The sequence below is a fragment of the Pseudomonas cremoris genome, from assembly GCF_014230465.1.
This window is the reverse complement of sequence record NZ_JAAXCY010000002.1, coordinates 84,891-98,462: the sequence shown is the minus strand read 5'-3', so window position 1 is coordinate 98,462 and position 13,572 is coordinate 84,891. Positions and strand designations below refer to the sequence as shown.

Here is a 13,572-nt window from a genome sequence, read left to right as displayed (position 1 = left end):
TCAGTGCCTGCGCATCAGCCCGATAAAAAACAGCCCGCCGATCGCTGCCGTGGCCACGCCGATGGGCAGGTCTTCGGGGGCGATCAGCGTGCGCGCAGCCACATCGACCCAGACCAAGAACAGGCTGCCGAGCAGCCCGCACACCGGCAGTAACCGCCGATGCTCGGCGCCCACCAGGCGCCGGGCAATGTGCGGGATCATCAGGCCGACAAAGCCGATGGAACCGCTGATGGAGACCAGCACACCGGTCATCAGCGAGGCCACCAAAAATACCTTCAGCCGCACGTTGCGCGCATTCAGGCCCAGGGTCACGGCGGTCTGTTCGCCGGCCATCAGTGCATTCAGCGGGCGGGCCATGCCCAGCAGCACCAACAGGCCCAGCAGCACTGTGGCGGCGGGAATCGCCAGCAGTTCCCAACGCGCCAGGCCCAGGCCGCCGAGCATCCAGAACATCACCGCCGACGCTGCGCGATGATCGCCCATGAACAGCAACAGATTGGCCGCCGCCATCATCACGAACGACACCGCCACGCCGCATAGCAACAGGCGATCACTCTCCAGCCGACCATTACGACTGGCCACCGCCAGCACTACCAGCATGCTCATCAAGGCGCCAATAAAGGCGGCGATGGGCAAGGTCAGCAGGCCGACGATTTCACCCACATGCAGCACCACGATCACCGCGCCCAATGTGGCGCCGGACGTGACGCCGAGCAGGTGTGGATCCGCCAGCGGGTTGCGCGTGACTGCCTGCAACACTGCGCCGATCAGCGCCAGCCCGGCCCCCACCAGCGCGCCGAGCAACATGCGCGGCACACGAATAAGCCAGACGATATGTTCCTGCCCGGCCGGCCAGTTCACCTCGCCAATCCCAAAGGCCTTGTACAGCACGATCCGCCACACCACATCCACCGGCACCCGCGCAGGGCCGAAGCCCAGCGAGATGACGCAAGAGACCAGCAACACCGCAGCCAGGGCGGCCAGCAGCAAGGCATAGCGACGCGTGATCATTCGCCGTGGAACCCCTTGGCCAGGGTCTCGACCGCCAACACGTTGTCGATGCCCGGCGTGGCTTGCACGTAAGGGATCACGATGAAGCGTTGGTTCTTAATGGCATCCACGGCTTGCAGCGCCGGGTTGTTCATCAGGAATGCCTGCTTCTGCTCGGCGGTGATCTCGCTGTAGTCGACAATCACGATCACCTGCGGGTTGCGCTCCACCACCGTCTCCCAGTTGACGCGGGTCCAGCTGGCATCCACGTCATCGAGAATATTGTGCCCTCCGGCTGCCTCGATCAGCGCTTGCGGCATGCCCAGCCGACCTGATGTCATCGCGCGGTCTTCACCGCTGTCGTAGAGGAACACCCGTGGCTTGTCGGCGGGCAGGTCCTTTTGCACCTCGGCAATTTTCGCCTGCATCTGCGCGATCAGGGCGTTGGCGCGGTCTTGCACGTCGAAGATCTTGCCCAGGTTGCGCAGGTCGTTATAGGTGTCTTCCAGCGTTGCCGCCGGACGCTTCATGACGAAGGCGCACGATTCGGTCAACTCGTACACGTTGATGCCCAAGGGTTGCAGGGTGGCAGGCGTGAGGTCGCCGCCTACGCGCATGCCGTAGTCCCAGCCTGCGAAGAAGAAATCCACGTTGGCGTTGAGCAGGGTTTCCGGCGAGGGATACTTGCTCGCCAGCTCCGGCAGGCCGTCGAGGGTGCTGGCCATTTCCGGGGACACCGACTTCCAACCCGTCACACCGCTGTAGCCGGCCATGCGTGGCTTGAGGCCCAGGGCGAGCATCATTTGGGTCATGTTGATGTCGTGGCTGACCGCGTGTTTGGGCGCTTCCTGGAAGGTCACGTTACGGTTGCAGCTTTTGATAGTGACCGGGTAATGAGTCGCTTCGGCGAAGGCTTGCGCCGTACCGAGCAGCAACGTCAGGGACAACAGGGCGCGCAGGATCATGGTTGGGTTATCCAGGTGATTCGGGGGTAGCCGGAAAGGGGGTGAGTGTCGATCAGTGCTTCGACGCCGAACACATCGCGCAGCAGCTCAGCAGTGAGCACGTCATGGGGCGTGCCGCTGGCGACGATGCGCCCGTGGTTGATCACGTACAGGCGATCACAGAACGCGGCGGCCAGGTTGAGATCGTGGATGCTGGCGAGGGTGCCGATATTCAGGCGCTTGACCAGCCGCAACAACTCCAGCTGATAGTGCGGGTCGAGGTGGTTGGTGGGTTCGTCGAGGATCAGCAACTGCGGTTGTTGGGCCAGGGCGCGGGCGAGGATGACGCGTTGTTTCTCACCGCCGGAGAGGGTGGCGAAAGCGTGGTCTTCGAAGCCCTGCATGCCCACCGACTCCAGCGCCTGCTGGATCAGTTGCTGGTCGTGCAAGGTGTCGCTGTCGAACAAGCCCTTGTGCGGCGTACGGCCCATGGCGACGACTTCATCCACCCGCAGGCCGAAGGCATCGGGGAATTCCTGCAGCACCACGGCGATGCGTTGCGCGCACCATTTGGCGCTTTGCTTCCACACGTTCTGATGGTCGAGCAGCACGTCGCCTTTTTCGGGTTTGGTGAAGCGATAGGCGCAGCGCAACAGGCTGGTCTTGCCGCTGCCGTTGGGCCCGATCAGCCCGACGAACTCACCCGCTCCGACCTGCAGGCTGGCGTCACGCAAGTGGAACTGGTGATGGCAGTGCTCCACGGGGGACCAGTTGAGGTCGCTTAGGGTGAGTGAAGTCATCAATACTCTCAGGTTCAACACCGATCAAAATGTGGGAGCGGGCTTGCTCGCGAATGCGGTGTGTCAGCCAATACATTCGTCACTGATCCACCGCATTCGCGAGCAAGCCCGCTCCCACATGGGGTCTGTGTTTTGTTTGGTTAGAAGGTGTAGTCCGCCGTCACAAAGAACGAGCGCGGTTCGCCCAGGATCCACTGTTGGCCGTCATTGTATTGGCTTACCGCGTACGTGCGGTCAAACAGGTTGTTCAGTTGCAGGCCCAACGTGGTGTTGCGCATCGCCTTCCACGATACCGTCGCGTCGACCACGGTGTAGCTCGGCAGCTCGTTCTGGTTGGCCATGTCGGCGTAACGCGCATCCACATAACGCACGCCGGCACCGGCGCGGATGTCGTCGGTCACGGCCTTGCTCAGCCACAGGTTGGCGGTACGGCGCGGAACGTCGACTGGGCGGTTGCCATCGCGAGAGACTTGCACGCCGTCGACGTCCTGATTGAAGTCGTCGTACTGCGCGTGAACGATGGCCGCGTTGGCTTGCAACTGCCAGGCATCCGGCAGTTGCAGGTCGAGGCTGGCTTCCAGGCCGCGAGACGATTGTTGGCCGACTTGCTGCTGATGGATCGGGTCGCCCGGTATGTCGGTGAGCAGCTTCTTCTTGACGATGTGATACGCAGCTAACGTCCATTCGCCACGCTGGTTCCAGAACGCTTGCTTGATACCGATTTCGGTCTGCTTGGCAGTCGACAGGTCGAACTGTTGCTGGCTCGGGCTCAGGGAAATCAGGCCGCCGACACCGTCGGTGCTGGTGGAGTATTGCCCGTAGATCGAGGTGTCCGGGGTAATCGCGTAAACCAGTCCAGCCTTCCAGTTATTGCCGGTGAGGGTCTTGTCGGACTGGGCGCCAGTGCGCAAATCATCGCGGTCGACGTGGGCGTAGTCGCGGCGGATACCGGTGATCAACGACAACTGGTCGGTGAGTTGCAGACGGTTTTCCGCGAAGCCGGCGACGGTTTTGGTGGTGGTGGCGAAGACCGGACTGAACGCACTTTGGCTGTCGAACGCGGCGGGCGCCGGGTGGTTGATATCGATGGGTTGGCCATCTTCCAGCACATCCTTGAACGGCGTGTTGCTGGCCAGGCGGAAGCGGATACGGTTGTATTCCACGCCGGCCACCGTCTGGCTGTCGAGGCCAAACAGGGCGTGCTTGAAGGTGAAGGTCTGGCGGTCGCCCACTTGTTCCTGGTTGTGCTTGATGCCGAAGTTGCCACTGCGGGTGAGCTGGCCGTCGGTGAAGTTGTAGTTCTCGGCGTTCTGCCAGCGGCGCTGGTTTTTCAGGTAGAACAACTCGTTGGTAGCGCTGACGCTATCGTTGATCTGCCACTCGCTGGTCAAGCGTGTCCATTGATCGTTGTAGTGCTGGATGTCGTCGCTGACGTTGTAGTTCTTGTCGCGCAGGCCCTTGTGCAATTGGCCGTTGATCAACGGTGTGCCGAAGTAGTTTTGCGGTCGCTGGTCACCGTAGTCACTGGCCAACGTGAAACTCAGGTTATCGGCCGCTTGCCAGCGCAGGGCGCCGCTGACGAAATCACTGCTGGAGTCGCCATGGTCGATGAAACCGTTGCTGCGCAGGCGATTGAGGTTCAGGCGATAGCTCAGGGTGTCGGTCAGCGAGCCGCCGCTGTCCAGAGCCTGTTGCTGGCGGTCATAAGAGCCGTAGCCCAGGCGGATGTGGTTTTCGATTTCGCCTTCAAACGGCTTTTTCGGCAACGTATTGACCACCGCACCGGTGGCGCCTTCGCCGTACAGAACCGACGCTGGGCCGCGCAACACATCGACGCGTTCCACCGACCAGGTGTCCACCGGGAAGGTCGAGGTGCCCATGCCCATGTACATGCGGTTGCCGTCATACAACTGCATCACCGAGCCTTGGCCGGTGAAACCACGGGCCGACAACGAGGTACCGCCATCGCCCGGTGTGCCGGTGCGGCTGATGCCGGTGGCGCGGGAAATCGCGTCCTGCACGCTGGCGTCGCCACGCTCGCGGATCTGCGTACCGGTCAGGCTTTCGACGCTGCCCGGGGTTTGCAGGGCGGTGAGGTTCAGGCGTGAACCCGCAGTGGTCGGGGTCTTGGGGTCGACGCGTTCGTCATCCACGGCCACTGCGTTGACGGAGCTGGCGGGCAGGGTCAGGGCCTGGGCGTTGTTATGCAAGGCGAGCAGGCACAGCCCGGACGCGAGGTACTTGTTCATGGGGCAATCAGTCTTCTTGGAGGGATGCTCGCCGCTGATGGCGGCGAGCAACGATAACGCAGAAAGTGTTATAAGTTAACACTTATTCGCTGCGCGGCGAAAGTCGCGCAAGGCTACAGAAGTGCTCTGTCTCGGGCATCTCACTGCGTTCATGCCGAACCTGAGGCAGATTCATGTTGGCGGAAAAAACGCGACAGGATCAGGCGATCCAACGCCCACACCGCAATCAGCGACGCGCCCACCAGAGGGAAAATGATCGCCAGGCCGAGCATGATCACCATGGCGGTTTTCCACTTCGGCAGGTCATGGCGCAACGGCGGAACACCAAGTGCGCCTTGGGGGCGGCGCTTCCACCAGATCACCACGCCGCTGACGGCGCTGAGCAAAATCATCAGGCAAATCAGCAACACGATGATCTGGTTAACCACGCCGAACATCTTGCCCTCGTGCAGCATCACGCCGGTCTCGGTGGCCCGCGCCACGAGGTTGTAGTGCTCCCAACGTACATCGGCGAGGACCTTGCCGGTGTATTGGTCGACATGCAGGGTGGCGTCATTGCGCGGGTCGTCGGCGAACACGGCGATGGTGAACACGCCGGTGGCGGTGGTGGGGAAGGTGATGCTGTAGCCGGGTTCGACGTTGCGCGCGGTGGCCAGGTCCACCACCTGTTGCAGGCGCACGTTGGGCGCGGCGGGGCCCGCGTGCATGGCGCCGTGATTCATGTGCTCGGCATGGTCGCCGGACATCGGCATGGGCGTGTTTTCCATGGCCCACGGCACGGTCTGTTGGCTCGCCGTGTTGAGCACGCGCGCCTGTTGGTCAGACTGCGGCACGTCGTTCCACATGGCGGCTGGGAATTTATTCCACAACTCGGCGTACTGCTTGCCCCAGAAGCCGGTCCAGGTCATGCCGCTGAGCAGCATCACCAACAGCAAGGCTGCGCCCCAGAAACCGGTGACGGCGTGCAGGTCACGCCAGAACACCCGGCCACGCGTGTTGAAGCGTGGCCACAACACTCCCGCCGATGACTTGCCGCGCGGCCACCACAGGTACACGCCGGACACCACCAGCATCACGCCCCAACCGGCGGCGAGTTCTACCAGGCGGTCGCCCACGGTGCCGATCATCAGCTCACCGTGCAGGGCGCGGGCGATGGCTTGCAGGTTGTATTTGGCGTCTTGCTCGCCGAGCACGGTGCCGCGATACGGGTCGACGAATACCGTCACTTCGCGGCCTTCGTTATGCATCACGAATTGCGCACTGCTGGTGGCGGTGGCCGGTGGCAGGTATTTGCTGATCGCGCCTTGGGGGTAGGCGGCCTGGGCGCGTTGCAACAGCTCGTCGGCGGTGAATGAGTGTTCGGCTGCCGGGACGGTGAGCAAGTCGCCGTACATCAGCGGATCGAGTTGAGGTTTGAACAGGTAGATGATGCCGGTCAGGGCCAGCAGCACCATGAAAGGGGCGACGAAGAGCCCGGCGTAGAAGTGCCAGCGCCAGGCCAGGTTGTAGAAAGAGACTTTTTGAGTGTTCATCAGGGGCTCCGCAAGGCTTTAAGAATTTTTGTCTGTTATGCCGCCTTCGCGAGCAAGCCCGCTCCCACAGTTGAAATGCATTCCAACTGTGGGAGCGGGCTTGCTCGCGAAGCTTTTAGAAGCTCATATCAACTTTGGTCCACAGGGTTCGCCCGGGCTCTTTGATGGACTGCGGGTCGTTGGCCGGGTAGCCGAACCCGGCGTTGCCGGCCAGGTTCAAGTGCTCGGCGTAGGCCTTGCCGAACAGGTTGTCGACGCCGGTGCTGACCTTGAAATTTTTGTTGATGCGGTACGCCGCGTTCAGCGAGAACACGCCAAAGCCCGCGCTCTTGTCGAAGTCCTTGCCGACGACGTTGCCCTTGTTCTGGTCGATGCGGTTTTGCGCCGCGACCAGCCGCCACAAGGCGCCGGCACTCCAGTCGTCTTCGCTGTAGGTGAGGCCCAGGCGAGCATCAAGCGGCGGGATTTGTGGCAGGGCCTTGCCGTCGCTGCTGTTCTTGCCCCAGGCGTAGGCGAGGGTGGCGTCGGTTTTCCAGTTGCGCGTCAGCTTGTACGCGGCGCCCAATTCGCCGCCCATGATGCGGGCGTCGACGTTGCGGGCTTGGGAGGTGGTGCCCATCATCCCGGGCTTATAGTCGAACAGGATGAAGTCCTGCACCCGGCCGATATAGCCCGAAGCCCAGGCTTCGAGGTCGTCAGCTTTGTACTGCGCGCCGAAGTCGAGTTGGGTGGTCTTCTCCGGCTTTACACCGTCGAAGGCATTCACCGAGCCGACTGCGCCAGTGTTTGGCGAAAACAGCTCCCAGTAGTCGGGGAAACGTTCGGAGTGGCCGAGACCGGCGTAGAGGGTGGTGTTGTCGATATCGTGCTCATAGCGCACAAAGCCTGAGGGCAGCGTATCGGCACGGGTCTTGTCGACGGTGGCGCTGGTTTGCCGAAAGTCTTTGGCCGAGGCGCGGTCCAAACGGGCGCCAGTAATCAGGCGCTCGCGGTCGGCGGCGTACCAGGTGAGTTCGCCGAACACGCCGTAGTTATGGAAGTTGGCGTCCTTGACCCGGGGCAGGTCCTTGTAAGTGTCGATGCCCATGCTGCTGCGCTGGCGGTGTTCGTTGGTCTGGGCATCCAGGCCGCCGATCAGTTGCACATCCTCCCATCGCCAGGTGGCCTTGACCCGTGCGCCAAGGGTACGACGGTCGACGTTGGAGGCCATGGGCCCGGCCATCATCCCGGTGCCGGACGGCGTGCGCAGGCTGTAGTTGTCCATCACGTGGTCGGCGTAGTTGTAGTAGACCTGGGCTTCGACCTTGTCCAGTACTTCGCCGATGTTGGATTTCTCGAAACGCAGGCCGAGGCTTTCGCGCAGGAACTGCGAGCCGTCCATGCCGCGTCCGGCATAGCGCGCTTCGCCATCGCCACGGCCGGCGGTGAGCTCCAGCAGGGTGTCGGCGTCGGGGGTGAAGCCGACGGCCACGTCGCCGTTCCACTTGTCGTAGCGCGAGGCCACGGTGTCGTTGTTGCCGTCCTTGTAGTCGTCGGCATGGGCCTGGTTGCCGATCACGCGCACGTAGCCCAATGGCCCGCCGGCGGCGGCGTCGATGACTTTGTCGAAGCGCCCGTTCGAGCCGGCCAGCACACTGGCGTTGAGGCGTGTGCCCAACTCGCCGAACTGCTCAGGCTCGCGTTCGAACAGAATCGTGCCGGCCGATGCACCCGGCCCCCAGAGCACGGTTTGCGGGCCTTTGATCACGGTGAGCTTGTCGTAGGTTTCCGGGGAAATGTATGAGGTAGGCGCATCCATGCGGCCGGGGCAGGCGCCGAGCATCATGCTGCCGTTGGTGAGGATGTTCAGGCGCGAGCCGAACATGCCGCGCAGCACCGGGTCGCCATTGGTGCCGCCGTTTCGCACCAGGGCAAAGCCGGGGATGGTCTTGAGGTAGTCGCCGCCATCGCTGGCGGGCACCGGTTGGCGCGGGTCTTTGGGGTTGGTGATCACGGTCAGCGGTGAACTGGGGGCGATCGCGGTGATCACTGTGGGGCTCAGTTCATGCTCGTCGTGCTCGTCAGCGTGGGCCAAAGGGACCAACAGTGCGCCGCACAGTACGGCTAAACGGGTGTCAGCAGAAAACCTGGACATGAAAAATTCCATCAATCAATCGTAAACAACACGGCCAGCAGCCTGCGGCTGTCTGTCTAGAGTCGGCCGGGGTGAAGTAACGCTGTGAAGTGCTTACGCGATGATGGGCGGCGCGCGGCTGCGGGCGCCGGGGAAGATGCTCTGCCGGGCATGGCCCAGGCGTGTGGCAGGGGTGAGGGCGTTGGCCGGCGGTGGGCTGCTCAGGGTGAACGTTGAAATGCCGCCAGGCAGGGCAGGGCAACTGTAGAGCAGGTCGCAATAGCCGCACTTGGACCAGAGCGCGTGGTGTTCGTCAGGCGCTTTTGGGGTATGCGGTTCGCAGTGCTCCATCGGCATGTCCATCGACATACCGGCGTGATGGTCCATCGGCATCGCTTGGGAAATCAGCGGACCGATAAAGATCATCAACATGGCGAACAGGCTGATCCAACTGCCGCGTCTCAAGCGGGCGTGTGGAGAGAACCTGGCGCGAGGGGCGCCCATCGAGTGTCAGTCTATTGCGGGTGCTTGTGCTCGTGGCTGGCCATTGGCGGCACCTTTTGCACCGACACTTCGACCTCGACCTTGCCGGCTTTTTCGAAGGTGAGGGTCAGCGGGAATTGCTTGCCATCGGCCAGCAGGCTGCGGTCTTTAAGACCCAGCAGCATCACGTGATAAGCCATGGGCGCAAACGTCAGCTCTCCCTTGGCCGGTACAGTCACGCTGGGCACTTGCTGCATCTTCATCAGGTCGCCCTGCATCACATGCTCATGCAGCTCGGCCTTGTCGGCCACGGGCGTGTCGACGCTAAGTAGGCGATCCGGCGTTTCGCCGGTGTTGTGAATCACGAAATACGCCGCGACGGTGGGCGCATTCGGCGGCAACTCCTGGGACCAGGGATCGCTGACCAGCAGGTCGCCGGCCTTGTAGTCATCGGCATTGGCAGCAACGCACACCGGCAGCAACAACGCGGCCAGAAGCAGGGAAGATTTGAGCATGGCAGTTCTCCAGAACGGTTCTAAACGCAGTTCACTTGCGAAGAAATCAGACCGTAGGAGAGGCGCGGGGGTTGAGGCTTGGCCATTGCTGGCGCGGTGTAGGGTTTTGCAGTGAGGGGGGCGGCAAGCTCTGCAGGGCTTCGAACCGCGTGACATACAACTGCGGCACATGCCCCGGCAACGCCACCAACGGCGCCGAACCTGAGCAACACCAGCAATGCTGCATGGCCGAATGGTCGTCCTGCTGCGGCGCCGGAATATCCAGCTTGCCCAGCGCAATCGTCTTCAGGCTGGCGCCATTAGAGGAGCAGAAACTGCCCCACAGCAATTGCTGCACCGGGTCCTGGGACTGTTGCATCGCACCGGCCATCGGCATGGCAAAGGCGTTGAACAGCACTGCAAAGCAGGCGATCCAGACGATTGCAAAGCGTTGACGGGCCATGGCGGACAATCCGTAGGGTTAAACGATCAGGGGGGTATTTAGCCTGATCGTAGGGGATAAGTAAAAAGGGGTGATGTGGTTTGGTGTCGCAGTGCTATCAGATCGCTGTGGCGTGGAGCTTGAGGCCCAAAGCTTTCATGACTTTCATGATAGTCGCGAACTCGGGATTGCCAGTGGTGGATAGGGCTTTGTATAGGCTTTCTCGTCCGAGGCCGGCGTCGCGGGCTACTTGGGTCATGCCTTGGGCGCGGGCGATGTTGTTCAGGGCCGTACGAATCAGCAGTCCATCCCCGCAATCCTCTTCGAAAGCGGCTTCAAGATACTCGGCCATGTCTTCGGGGGTCTTGAGGTATTCCGCGACGTCGAAATCAGTAAATTCGGTCATGGGTTACTCCTTTTTTCAAAGTCTTCAGCAATTTTTTTCGCGTGTTGGATGTCGCGCTTCTGTGTTGATTTATCGCCTCCTATCAGCAGTAGGTAAACCACATCGCCCTTACGCGTGAAGTAAATCCGATACCCAGGACCATAGTGGATGCGCATTTCTGATACGCCGTTGCCTACTGAAACGCAGTCGCCGAAATTGCCATACGTTGCGTTATCTAACCTTGTCATCACGCGGGCGCGGGCAGGATTTCTGCGTAATGAAACGAGCCACTCCTGAAACTCCTTGGATTTCTTGAAATGAATCATCTTTGATCGTATTCCTTGGGATACACGATGGCAAGTTGCGACGCGCTGCAAAAAAACAGGCATCCCCACTGCGGCTGGTTGACTCAAAACCGCGAGCGGGGAGGTTAGGGCGAGGGCTTTTGGCTGAGCTAGCCAGCTAGTTCGGAAGGGTTTGTAGGGGAATTCGGCTTTTCGAGGCGAGGCCAAGTGGGTGTCGGTTAGGCGGGTTAATTGAATAAGCAGAAATTTCCGACAAGTCTTTGAGGTTGTCCCTAGGACACTTGATCTCTAGTCTCCGTACACCGCTGCAAACTCAGCGGTCGGGCGTCGCGGCCCGGGTTCCTATGGACGCCAAGCGTCATCGTCTGCTTTCAGTTGGCGCTTTTTTATCGTCTACTGTGCGGCGCTATGGCGGCTGTGCGCGGGATACCTTCGGGTATGCCGGGTTTCCTTAGGACCGGTCCGCGAACCTGCGTACAGCTGCCACCACCTATCGCGTCGCGGCGAATCAGTGGCAGCTCCACTTTCCTAAGGAGCTTCACAATGATCAAACCCACCCCCAATCCCCCCCAGCGGCTATTCACCGTAGCCAACGGCATCAGCACCGAAGACCTACTGGTCAACCTCAGCGAAACCCTTGCCTCGGCCAATGCTCTGAGCTGCGATCTCGCATTCAACCTGGAAAGCTCGAAACGAGAGGAGTTGCTGGGCGTTGCGCAATTGATTGAGCTGGCGCAGTTGCTCGCGGATCGTGTGCACACGGGTTTCGGACCGGCGACAACCGCAGCCTGACAACACAGGTCAAATGTGGGAGCGGGCTTGCTCGCGAAAGCGGTGTGTCAGCCAATACATCAGGTGACTGATACAGCGCATTCGCGAGCAAGCCCGCTCCCACAGGGGATAGTCGTCGTTCAGAAAACGGTGATTGCCTGTAGCACCGCAGCCACGCTGGTGAACTCCCGCTCCACCGCCGCCAACACTGGCCGCTTCAACACCAACACCGGCACCCCAAGCTCCCGCGCCACTTCAAGCTTAGGTTCCGTCGCGGTGCTGCCACTGTTCTTGCTGATCAACACATCAATGCCACGCCGTGCAAACAATGCCCGTTCATCCTCAATCAAGAACGGCCCACGCGCGCCGATCACTTCGCAACGCTCATTCCCCGGATACACATCCAGCGCGCGCAGCGTCCAGAATTGCTCCGGTGGGATTTCATCCAGGTGCTGCAACGGCTCACGCCCCAACGTGAACAGCGGACGCTTGAAGGGTTTGAGCGCTTCAATCAACGAGGTCCAATCGCTGACCTCGCGCCAATCATCTCCCGCCTGCGGTTGCCACGCCGGTCGGCGCAATGCCCAACACGGCACGCCGCTCAATTGCGCAGCCTCGGCCGCATTGCGACTGATCTGCGCGGCATACGGATGGGTTGCGTCGAGAATCAGGCCAATCCCTTCATCCCGAACAAACTGCGCCAACCCCTCAGCCCCACCATAACCACCCACTCGCAACTGGCACGTCAGGTCAGTCGGCACCCGCCCAACGCCAGCCAGGCTGTAGATATGTTCCGGGCCCAAGGTGCGGGCGATGGCCAGGGCTTCGGTCACGCCGCCCAGCAGCAGGATGCGCTTCATAGCGGCTTGACCACTTCCAGCAACGTGATCGGCAACGCCTGCCGCCACGTATCAAACTCCCCCAGCGGCTGCGCCTGGGCCACGTGAATGCGCGTCAGTTCGCCGCCATAACGCACCCGCCAGTCCATCAAGGTCATTTCGCTTTGCAGGGTCACGGCGTTGGCGACCAACCGGCCGCCCGGCTTCAGGTGTTGCCAGCAGGTGTCGAGCACGCCGTCGCGGGTAACGCCGCCGCCGATGAAGATGGCGTCTGGCGCTTCCAAACCCTGCAACGCGTCCGGCGCCTTGCCACGAATCAGTTGCAGCCCAGGCACGCCGAGCGCATCACGGTTGTGTTCGATCAGGCCTTGGCGACCTTCATCGGCTTCAATCGCCAACGCACGGCAACTTGGATGAGCACGCATCCACTCGATACCGATGGAGCCGCTGCCCGCGCCCACGTCCCACAGCAGTTCGCCGGGCATGGGGGCGAGGCGGGCGAGGGTCATGGCGCGTACATCGCGTTTGGTCAGTTGGCCGTCGTGTTTGAAGGCTGAGTCGGGCATCCCCGCCAGACGTGACAGACGCTGAGTTTGCGAGTCGGCCACGCAGTCGATGGCAACCAGATTCAAATCGGCGACTGATGCGTGTTGCCAATCAACAGCCAGCCCGTCGATGCGCCGCTCGTCCGTGCCGCCTAGATGTTCAAACACACTCAACCGGCTCGGCCCAAACCCGGCTTCAGCCAACAACGCAGCAATCAACGCCGGGCTTGCGCCGTCATTACTCAACACCAACAACCGCACCCCACTGGCCAGATGCGCAATCAACGCCGCCAACGGTCGAGCTACCACGGACAGCGTCACTACCTCCTGCAACGGCCACCCCAACCGCGCCGCCGCCAACGACACCGACGACGGCGCAGGCAAGATCAGCAACTCATCCGCTGCCACCTTCCGCGCCAAACTGGCGCCCACGCCATAGAACATCGGATCGCCGCTGGCCAGCACACACACAGGCTCCCCGTGCCGCGACAGCACCGCCTCCAGCGAAAACGGGCTCGGCCACAACTCGCGTTCGCCACGAATACACACCGGCAACAGGTCCAACTGGCGCTGAGCACCTATAATCCGCGTGGCGCGCAACAGGGCATGCCGGGCATTTTTGCCCAGCCCCTTGAAGCCGTCTTCACCGATGCCTACAACCGTCAGCCAGGGCGACATAA

14 protein-coding genes are annotated in these 13,572 nt (G+C 61.7%); 1 reads left to right on the top strand and 13 read right to left on the bottom strand.

Annotated elements, in window-relative coordinates:
* From HF257_RS04045 to HF257_RS03995, 11 genes are all read right to left on the bottom strand, one after another.
* Nucleotides 1-1,011, bottom strand: a complete 1,011-nt coding sequence (locus HF257_RS04045) for a FecCD family ABC transporter permease (protein WP_185705192.1) — start codon at nucleotides 1,009-1,011, stop codon at nucleotides 1-3.
* The gene (locus HF257_RS04040; protein ID WP_185705194.1) at nucleotides 1,008-1,955 is read right to left on the bottom strand and encodes an ABC transporter substrate-binding protein; all 948 of its coding nucleotides are present in this window, start codon (nucleotides 1,953-1,955) and stop codon (nucleotides 1,008-1,010) included. Before HF257_RS04040 ends, HF257_RS04045 begins: the two co-directional genes overlap by 4 nt.
* Nucleotides 1,952-2,734, bottom strand: coding sequence for an ABC transporter ATP-binding protein (locus HF257_RS04035; RefSeq protein ID WP_185705196.1), 783 nt, complete (start codon nucleotides 2,732-2,734; stop codon nucleotides 1,952-1,954). The genes HF257_RS04040 and HF257_RS04035 overlap by 4 nt, the downstream gene beginning before the upstream one ends.
* Nucleotides 2,735-2,874: 140 nt before the next feature.
* Nucleotides 2,875-4,983, bottom strand: coding sequence for a TonB-dependent receptor (locus tag HF257_RS04030; protein WP_185705198.1), 2,109 nt, complete (start codon nucleotides 4,981-4,983; stop codon nucleotides 2,875-2,877).
* A 149-nt stretch (nucleotides 4,984-5,132) separates the two neighbouring features.
* On the bottom strand, nucleotides 5,133-6,515 hold the full coding sequence (locus HF257_RS04025; protein WP_185705200.1) for a PepSY-associated TM helix domain-containing protein: 1,383 nt from the start codon (nucleotides 6,513-6,515) through the stop codon (nucleotides 5,133-5,135).
* Nucleotides 6,516-6,630: 115 nt separating this feature from the next.
* Entirely contained in the window at nucleotides 6,631-8,649 is a 2,019-nt protein-coding gene (locus HF257_RS04020) for a TonB-dependent copper receptor (RefSeq protein WP_185705202.1), read from the bottom strand.
* A gap of 93 nt (nucleotides 8,650-8,742) precedes the next feature.
* Nucleotides 8,743-9,132, bottom strand: a complete 390-nt coding sequence (locus HF257_RS04015) for a DUF2946 domain-containing protein (protein WP_185705204.1) — start codon at nucleotides 9,130-9,132, stop codon at nucleotides 8,743-8,745.
* Nucleotides 9,133-9,143: 11 nt separating this feature from the next.
* Nucleotides 9,144-9,626: a copper chaperone PCu(A)C gene (locus HF257_RS04010; RefSeq protein ID WP_185705206.1), complete on the bottom strand. Its 483-nt coding sequence runs from the start codon at nucleotides 9,624-9,626 to the stop codon at nucleotides 9,144-9,146.
* Between the two features lie 46 nt (nucleotides 9,627-9,672).
* Nucleotides 9,673-10,068 carry a DUF2946 domain-containing protein gene (locus HF257_RS04005; protein WP_185705208.1) on the bottom strand — a complete coding sequence of 132 codons (396 nt, stop codon included), beginning with the start codon at nucleotides 10,066-10,068 and terminating at the stop codon, nucleotides 9,673-9,675.
* Nucleotides 10,069-10,165: 97 nt separating this feature from the next.
* Nucleotides 10,166-10,453, bottom strand: a complete 288-nt coding sequence (locus HF257_RS04000) for an addiction module antidote protein (protein ID WP_185705210.1) — start codon at nucleotides 10,451-10,453, stop codon at nucleotides 10,166-10,168.
* Nucleotides 10,450-10,758, bottom strand: a complete 309-nt coding sequence (locus tag HF257_RS03995) for a type II toxin-antitoxin system RelE/ParE family toxin (RefSeq protein WP_185705212.1) — start codon at nucleotides 10,756-10,758, stop codon at nucleotides 10,450-10,452. The genes HF257_RS04000 and HF257_RS03995 overlap by 4 nt, the downstream gene beginning before the upstream one ends.
* A 522-nt stretch (nucleotides 10,759-11,280) precedes the next feature.
* Here HF257_RS03995 and HF257_RS03990 point away from each other — a divergent pair.
* Nucleotides 11,281-11,529, top strand: a complete 249-nt coding sequence (locus HF257_RS03990) for a DUF6124 family protein (protein ID WP_185705214.1) — start codon at nucleotides 11,281-11,283, stop codon at nucleotides 11,527-11,529.
* A 119-nt stretch (nucleotides 11,530-11,648) separates the two neighbouring features.
* Here HF257_RS03990 and HF257_RS03985 read toward each other — a convergent pair whose 3' ends face one another.
* Nucleotides 11,649-12,368: a cobalt-precorrin-6A reductase gene (locus HF257_RS03985; protein WP_185705216.1), complete on the bottom strand. Its 720-nt coding sequence runs from the start codon at nucleotides 12,366-12,368 to the stop codon at nucleotides 11,649-11,651.
* Complete coding sequence (gene cbiE, locus HF257_RS03980) at nucleotides 12,365-13,570, bottom strand: precorrin-6y C5,15-methyltransferase (decarboxylating) subunit CbiE (protein WP_185705219.1); 1,206 nt, start codon at nucleotides 13,568-13,570, stop codon at nucleotides 12,365-12,367. The genes HF257_RS03985 and cbiE overlap by 4 nt, the downstream gene beginning before the upstream one ends.
* Nucleotides 13,571-13,572: the final 2 nt, after the last annotated feature.

Coding starts and splice junctions, on each gene's coding strand:
- HF257_RS04005 (WP_185705208.1), bottom strand. CDS start 10,068: ATGGCCCGTCAACGCTTTGCAATCGTCTGGATCGCCTGCTTTGCAGTG.
- cbiE (WP_185705219.1), bottom strand. CDS start 13,570: ATGTCGCCCTGGCTGACGGTTGTAGGCATCGGTGAAGACGGCTTCAAG.
- HF257_RS04040 (WP_185705194.1), bottom strand. CDS start 1,955: ATGATCCTGCGCGCCCTGTTGTCCCTGACGTTGCTGCTCGGTACGGCG.
- HF257_RS04020 (WP_185705202.1), bottom strand. CDS start 8,649: ATGTCCAGGTTTTCTGCTGACACCCGTTTAGCCGTACTGTGCGGCGCA.
- HF257_RS04010 (WP_185705206.1), bottom strand. CDS start 9,626: ATGCTCAAATCTTCCCTGCTTCTGGCCGCGTTGTTGCTGCCGGTGTGC.
- HF257_RS03990 (WP_185705214.1), top strand. CDS start 11,281: ATGATCAAACCCACCCCCAATCCCCCCCAGCGGCTATTCACCGTAGCC.
- HF257_RS04025 (WP_185705200.1), bottom strand. CDS start 6,515: ATGAACACTCAAAAAGTCTCTTTCTACAACCTGGCCTGGCGCTGGCAC.
- HF257_RS04035 (WP_185705196.1), bottom strand. CDS start 2,734: ATGACTTCACTCACCCTAAGCGACCTCAACTGGTCCCCCGTGGAGCAC.
- HF257_RS04045 (WP_185705192.1), bottom strand. CDS start 1,011: ATGATCACGCGTCGCTATGCCTTGCTGCTGGCCGCCCTGGCTGCGGTG.
- HF257_RS04015 (WP_185705204.1), bottom strand. CDS start 9,132: ATGGGCGCCCCTCGCGCCAGGTTCTCTCCACACGCCCGCTTGAGACGC.
- HF257_RS04030 (WP_185705198.1), bottom strand. CDS start 4,983: ATGAACAAGTACCTCGCGTCCGGGCTGTGCCTGCTCGCCTTGCATAAC.
- HF257_RS03985 (WP_185705216.1), bottom strand. CDS start 12,368: ATGAAGCGCATCCTGCTGCTGGGCGGCGTGACCGAAGCCCTGGCCATC.
- HF257_RS03995 (WP_185705212.1), bottom strand. CDS start 10,758: ATGATTCATTTCAAGAAATCCAAGGAGTTTCAGGAGTGGCTCGTTTCA.
- HF257_RS04000 (WP_185705210.1), bottom strand. CDS start 10,453: ATGACCGAATTTACTGATTTCGACGTCGCGGAATACCTCAAGACCCCC.